The following is a 6553-nucleotide window of genomic DNA, read 5'->3' as shown; positions in this document are numbered from 1 at the left end:
GATACTAGCTCGGTCTTCGCGCTGGCAACGACATAGAACATCAGGTTAAACTGGCGCACATCCGTCCAGTTCTTGGTACCGGAGATAGGATCAGCAATTTCAAGATCAACAATCAACTGTTTCATAGCCGCCATGTCACCGTTACCCATTGCTTCTTTCAGGCGGGCATTGGTTTCATCAATCTTCTTCTGGTATTCACCTACACGTGGATTCGTGCTGATAAACATCTCGCGATTAAACGATTCCCCAAAACGCTTTGCCGCCTTCTCTACTTCCTTCTCTATCTTCTCTTCCATCTTCGCGATTGCATCCTCTACCAGCACATCCGCTCGATAACGCTTCTTAGAATCCTTGTTATCTACCATCGGGTCATTGAAAGCATCTACGTGGCCCGAAGCTTTCCATGTGGTAGGATGCATAAAAATAGCCGCATCAATACCTACGATGTTATCATGTAACAGGGTCATAAACTTCCACCAGTAATCTTTGATGTTATTCTTTAGTTCGGCCCCGTTTTGCCCGTAGTCATAAACAGCACTTAAACCATCATAAATTTCACTGGAAGGAAAAATGAAACCATACTCCTTTGCGTGGGAGATTACATTTTTGAAAAGGTTATCTTCTTGATTCGCCATAAGGGGCAAATATAAATCTTAGTTCATAGCCAGTTAGGGCCTGATCGCATTTTTTAAAAGTTTTTAATAAAAACAGCTGTAAGGCGCTTAATGTAGTCGCCCTTCTGGTTTTAAAATGAGAATTGTTGGAGAATATGCAAGCCAGGGGTTCTTCCTTCTGTTTAAGTGTTTCCAGCTACTATAGCTTATCAGCATCAGATTGAAACGATTAAAGAACTCCTCCGTGTGATCATGACTTTCGTACACCTCAATGCTCTCTGGATTTTCGTTATTTACCTTCTCTACGGCCATCCTGAAAATAGTATTCATTTTCACCAGCCTGTTAGGATCTGAGAGCACAATCTTCGCATTATTATTTTGAATAAACCGCTCAGCAAAAGAGATAAGGAAGAGGTCACTGAAATCCTGCAACATCAATACTATACGATCGGCAACTTCAAAATCTTTATCTACCAGAACCCCCACCTGGCAGGTTGTATCCTCCAGGTAATTTTTAACTTTTCCTCCTACTACATCCGCACTAAAAACACTTTGCGACCCACCGACTAACAGCAGATCATACTTACCTTTATTGGCTTCGCCCGTAATTTCTTTATTGATGTCGTTAGTAGCTTTATAAATTGTTTTGATTGAAATGCCCAGGTTTTCTGCCTCATGCTTTACAAGCCTGAAGCTTTCCTTCTCATACTCCCGCGCCTCTTTCTGATTAATGTCTGCGCTGGGGGTCAAGTGTAGAGCTGTAATGTTGGCCTCGGTTGTCTTTTTATGAGTAAGCTGATCAGCAAGTCGAAGCAGTTTCTTTCCTTTTATAGCGGGACCAAACGATATCAATATTTTATAAAACTTGTCGACAACACTCACAGAGGATTTCTTATCGGGATAGAAATAATTAATAAGGTCGAGAGCCGGGCCAGTCATAAACGTTGTGATCAATGCCATCAGCACCATCATAGCAAACACTTCCGGTGTTAGCACGCCCAGGTCATAACCTATGTTCAGCACAATCAGCTCCATCAGTCCCCTTGTATTCATTAAGGCACCCAGCGATAAACTGTCTTTCCATGATTGACCAACAAAGCGGGCCGCAATGGCACTACCACCAAACTTACCGGCTACGGCCGTCAGAATAATCCAGCCACACACCATCCAAAGATGAGTTTCATTTAAGAGACCTATCTGCGTACGTAAACCTGTAAACACAAAAAACAACGGAAGCAGAAGCACAAGACTTACATCTTCAATTTTCTCCGTCATGATCTTCCTGAAATTGAAGTTGGGAGGCATGATCACCCCGGCGAGGAATGCACCAAACAACGCATGGATACCAATAATTTCAGCAACATAGGCCGAAGCCAGCAGTACCAGGAAGGCAATAGCAACAATAGGTTTGCTAATGGTTTCACGGTCTGAATAAACATTACCTATTCGCTTAAGTACAGGCTGAACAACAACAACCATCAGTAATACATAACCGAGCGCAAGCACAATAGTGAATATTGCACTTACAAATGTACCTGCTTTTACAATGGCAATAACAGTTGCCAGCAGGCACCAGGCGGTAATGTCATCAGCAGCAGCACAGGTAATAGCAATGCTGCCAAGTTTTGTTTTGCTGAGGTCGCGCTCCTGTATCACACGGGCCAATACAGGAAATGCCGTTATGCTCATGGCAATACCCATAAACAAGGCAAACGATAAAAACGAAATGTTGCCGGGAGCATAGTTCTGATACAGAAAGTAGGCTAGGCTCATGCCCAGAAAGTAAGGAATAACAATACTGGCATGGCTGATCACCACAGCATCATGTGCCTGGTTTCTCAGCACTTTAAGATCCAACTCCATGCCTATAACAAACATGAAAAGGATTAATCCTACCTGACTTAAAAACTGAAGGTTGGGCAGTGAGGCTTTCGCAAAAAGAAACTCCGAAACTTCGGGGAAGAACAATCCCATTAGTGAAGGCCCTAAAACAATACCAGCAACAATCTCCCCAATCACCGTTGGTTGGCCGATCTTGTTAAAGATGAATCCAAAAAACCGGGATACAAGTATTATTGAAATTATCTGCAATATTAACAGGGCAAGCGGATGCGTCAGGTTATGACTGAAAGACTCCTGAAACAATGCGAATGGCGATTGGTCCAATGCCGGCTTTACAGGCTCAACTTGTACTTTTCCCGGTTCTAAAAGTTCTCCCTGTTGAGTGATCCAATACATCAATCCGCCAAAAACGATGATCATGAGCAGGTAGAAAATCAGGTTCTTGTTTAGTCGCATCGAAGTCATTTAAAATAAGAGCGGCTAAAATAGGCATTCAGCATGCAACAAACTATTGCTACACGTTAAGTTGCCCGGCAAGGTATAGATCATAACGATTTTGCCCGTTCCCAGTAAACGTCCATTTCAGCCAAAGTCATCTCTCCAAGTTTTTTTCCGTCTTTAGCCGACTCTGTTTCCAGGAATTGAAAACGTTTGATGAACTTTTTATTAGTTCTTTCCAATGCTTCTTCCGGATCGATATCAATAAATCGTGCATAGTTAACAAGCGAAAACAGGAGGTCACCAAATTCAGCCATTGCCTTTTCCTTATTAATCGTCTCGCTTGTTTCTGTATTAAATTCTTTTTTAAACTCCTGCATCTCTTCTTCAACCTTCTCCCAAACCTGTTCTTTCTTCTCCCAGTCGAAACCAACACCCCTTGCCTTATCCTGAATACGAATGGCCTTAACAAGTGCTGGCAATGAGGTAGGTACACCCTCCAATACCGATTTATTTCCTTGCTTTAACTTGAGCTTCTCCCAGTTTGCCTTTACGGTTTGCTCGTCATTAGCAATAACATCACCATAGATATGCGGATGCCGCGCAATAAGTTTATCACAAATGGAATTCAATACATCAGCTACGTCAAAAGCCTTTTTCTCTGATGCAATACGGGCATAGAAAACAAGGTGCAACATAATATCGCCAATCTCTTTTTTTATCTCATTTAAATCGCCTTCCAGGATGGCGTCAGACAGTTCATACGTTTCTTCAATGGTAAGATGCCGTAAACTCTCAAGGGTTTGCTTCTTATCCCACGGGCAGTTTTCTCGTAGTTCATCCATAATAGTTAAAAGACGATCAAAGGCTTTCAGTTTACTGTGGCGATTCAAATCAGGCGTGGAATGTATTTTGTTCATAATACTTCTTGAGAGAAACAATAATTTTTTCTGTTGGAAAGTTACAAGTACGAATATTAATTCATCACCAATCTGTAATCTTTTTAAATTTACACCCTAAACAAAATTACCTGTGGCTTTAATAAAATCAATTTCCGGTATACGCGGAACCATTGGCGGCAAAACATCAGACAATCTCACGCCGCTGGATGTAGTGAAGTTTGCTGCCGCATATGGCTGCTGGATTAAAAAGAAAGGCGTAACAGCGAAGATCGTAATCGGTAGAGATGCACGCCCTTCAGGTGAAATGGTAAACTCCCTGGTTTGCTCTACCCTTCAGGGACTAGGAATTGATGTTATAGACCTTGGCCTTTCTACCACACCAACCGTTGAACTTGCTGTTACAGAAGAAAAAGCAGCCGGCGGAATTATCATAACAGCAAGCCATAACCCCGTGCAATGGAATGCCCTGAAACTGCTAAACGAAAAAGGTGAATTCATCAGCGGTGTAGATGGTGAAGAGGTACTTCGCATTGCCGAAGACGAAACATTTGAGTTTGCACCCGTAACCAAACTTGGAAAATACGAAAAACGTGAAGGCTACATTCAGAAGCATATTGATATGATTCTGAAGTTACCGCTGGTTGATGTTGAAGCTATTAAAGCCCGCGATTTTAAGATTGCCGTTGATGCTGTTAACAGCACCGGAGGCATTGCAGTACCTATGCTTCTTAAAGCGCTGGGTGTAACAACAATCAAAGAACTATACTGCGAACCAACAGGCCATTTCCCTCACAACCCCGAGCCGCTACCCGAACATCTCACCGATATCAGTCGCGAGATCTCAAAAGGAAAATATGACTTAGGCATCGTGGTTGACCCTGATGTAGACCGCCTGGCACTGGTATGTGAAGATGGTAGCCCGTTTGGAGAAGAGTATACATTAGTGGCTGTTGCCGACTACGTTCTTAAAAAAGGAGAGAAGAAAAACGGAAACACTGTATCCAACCTCTCATCTACCCGTGCGCTGAGTGATGTAACAGAAGAGGCCGGAGGCCAGTATTTTGCCTCTGCTGTAGGCGAAGTAAACGTTGTAACCATGATGAAAGAGAAAGAAGCCGTCATCGGTGGCGAAGGTAATGGAGGGGTTATCTATCCCGATCTTCATTATGGCCGCGATGCACTGGTGGGCATTGCCTTATTCCTGTCACATCTGGCACAATTACAAACTACTGCGCTGCGCCTCAGAAAAAAATATCCTAATTATTTTATTTCGAAGAATAAAATAGAGCTAACCCGTGATATTAACGTAGATAAAATTCTGGATGCTATCCGCCGGAAATACAAAAAGCAACCCATTAATACCATTGATGGTGTAAGAATTGAATTTGATAAAGAATGGGTACACCTGCGCAAGTCCAATACTGAACCCATTATCAGGATTTATGCAGAGGCTGATAGCGAAACCACCGCAGAAAACCTGGCCAAGAAGATCATGAGCGATATCAAAGAGATCATCGCCGAGAAGATGCTGGCAGGGTGATATTTAAAATTTCCTGTAACTTTGCGTCAACTCGTTAACTGAAATGCGCATCTATTTAGACAATGCTGCAACCACTCCCTTAGATCCGGAAGTGTTTGAAGTGATGAAACCGTTTATGTTGGAAGATTTTGGCAACCCCTCTTCCACCCACGCCCATGGCCGCAAAGTTCGCGCAGCCATAGAATCGTCTCGAAAGAAGATAGCCGAGCTTTTAAACTGTACGCCGGGCGAAATCATCTTCACTTCCGGAGGAACAGAAGCTGATAATGCCATTATCCGTTCTGCAATTTCTACGTACAATATAAAAACGATTATCTCATCGCCCATCGAGCACCATGCAGTTACCCATACGGTAGATCACCTGGCAAAAGAAGGTGTAAACACCATCATGGTTAATCTTGATGCAAACGGACACGTAGACCTCCAACACCTCGAACATTTACTGAAAAACAATAAGGATGTCCTCGTTTCATTGATGCATGCCAATAATGAAATAGGAAACCTTCTTGATATTAACAGAGTGGGCGAGCTTTGCAATACATACAATGCCTTCTTCCATTCTGACACCGTTCAAACCGTAGGCCATTACAAGCACGACATGAAAACTCTTCATGTATGTGGCCTGACTGCCGGAGCACACAAGTTCCACGGACCAAAAGGTGTTGGCTTCATGTACATTCGTAAAGACAGAAAGATCCATTCGTTTATTCACGGTGGTGCCCAGGAAAGAAACATGCGCGGGGGCACTGAAAATGTATATGGAATTATTGGCTTGGCGAAAGCACTTGAAATTGCTTATCGCGATATGGATGAACACAAGAAGTACATCCAGAGCCTTAAGTCAAGAATGATTGAAGGATTAAAAGAACAGTTGCCTGGTGTTTCCTTTAATGGCGACTCTGCCAATCCTGAAAGAAGTTTATACACCGTATTAAACGTAAGCCTTCCCGAGTCGGAGGAGAACGATATGCTTCTCTTTAATCTTGATCTGCAAGGCATCTCAGCATCGGGTGGAAGCGCATGCTCCAGCGGTGCTACAACAGGCTCACACGTATTAGGAACATTATATCCTGGCTCTAAACGCGGTGCAGTAAGGTTCTCGTTCAGCAAATACAACACACCGGAAGATATCGACTTTGCCGTAAGCAAAATGGCAGCGCTTTATAAAGTTGAAGCTTAACTGTGTTGGATAAGAATTAAGTATGCAATAAACAAGC

4 protein-coding genes and 1 pseudogene are annotated in these 6553 nt (G+C 42.9%); 2 read left to right on the top strand and 3 right to left on the bottom strand.

Features of this window, described 5'->3' with window-relative positions:
• From KK060_RS21280 to mazG, 3 genes and pseudogenes are all read right to left on the bottom strand, one after another.
• A pseudogene (locus tag KK060_RS21280) lies at nucleotides 1–635 on the bottom strand (glycine--tRNA ligase); the annotation flags it as partial.
• Between the two features lie 87 nt (nucleotides 636–722).
• The gene (locus KK060_RS21275) at nucleotides 723–2912 is read right to left on the bottom strand and encodes a cation:proton antiporter domain-containing protein (protein WP_254156123.1); all 2190 of its coding nucleotides are present in this window, start codon (nucleotides 2910–2912) and stop codon (nucleotides 723–725) included.
• A gap of 89 nt (nucleotides 2913–3001) precedes the next feature.
• Nucleotides 3002–3814, bottom strand: a complete 813-nt coding sequence (gene mazG / locus KK060_RS21270; protein WP_254156121.1) for a nucleoside triphosphate pyrophosphohydrolase — start codon at nucleotides 3812–3814, stop codon at nucleotides 3002–3004.
• 112 nt (nucleotides 3815–3926) lie between these two features.
• On the opposite strand from mazG, the gene glmM reads away from it, so the two are divergent.
• Nucleotides 3927–5336: a phosphoglucosamine mutase gene (glmM, locus tag KK060_RS21265; RefSeq protein ID WP_254156119.1), complete on the top strand. Its 1410-nt coding sequence runs from the start codon at nucleotides 3927–3929 to the stop codon at nucleotides 5334–5336.
• A gap of 43 nt (nucleotides 5337–5379) precedes the next feature.
• The gene (locus KK060_RS21260) at nucleotides 5380–6516 is read left to right on the top strand and encodes a cysteine desulfurase family protein (RefSeq protein ID WP_254156111.1); all 1137 of its coding nucleotides are present in this window, start codon (nucleotides 5380–5382) and stop codon (nucleotides 6514–6516) included.
• The last annotated feature ends 37 nt before the right edge of the window (nucleotides 6517–6553 follow it).

This window comes from Chryseosolibacter indicum (assembly GCF_018598585.1).
Lineage (GTDB): Bacteria > Bacteroidota > Bacteroidia > Cytophagales > Cyclobacteriaceae > Chryseosolibacter > Chryseosolibacter indicus.
The sequence above is the reverse complement of the archived record's forward strand: the minus strand, read 5'-3'. Positions and strand labels throughout refer to the sequence as shown.

What these genes read in the sequence shown, in the direction of transcription:
- KK060_RS21275 (WP_254156123.1), bottom strand. Translation starts at nt 2,912, where the DNA reads ATGCGACTAAACAAGAACCTGATTTTCTACCTGCTCATGATCATCGTT.
- mazG (WP_254156121.1), bottom strand. Translation starts at nt 3,814, where the DNA reads ATGAACAAAATACATTCCACGCCTGATTTGAATCGCCACAGTAAACTG.
- KK060_RS21260 (WP_254156111.1), top strand. Translation starts at nt 5,380, where the DNA reads ATGCGCATCTATTTAGACAATGCTGCAACCACTCCCTTAGATCCGGAA.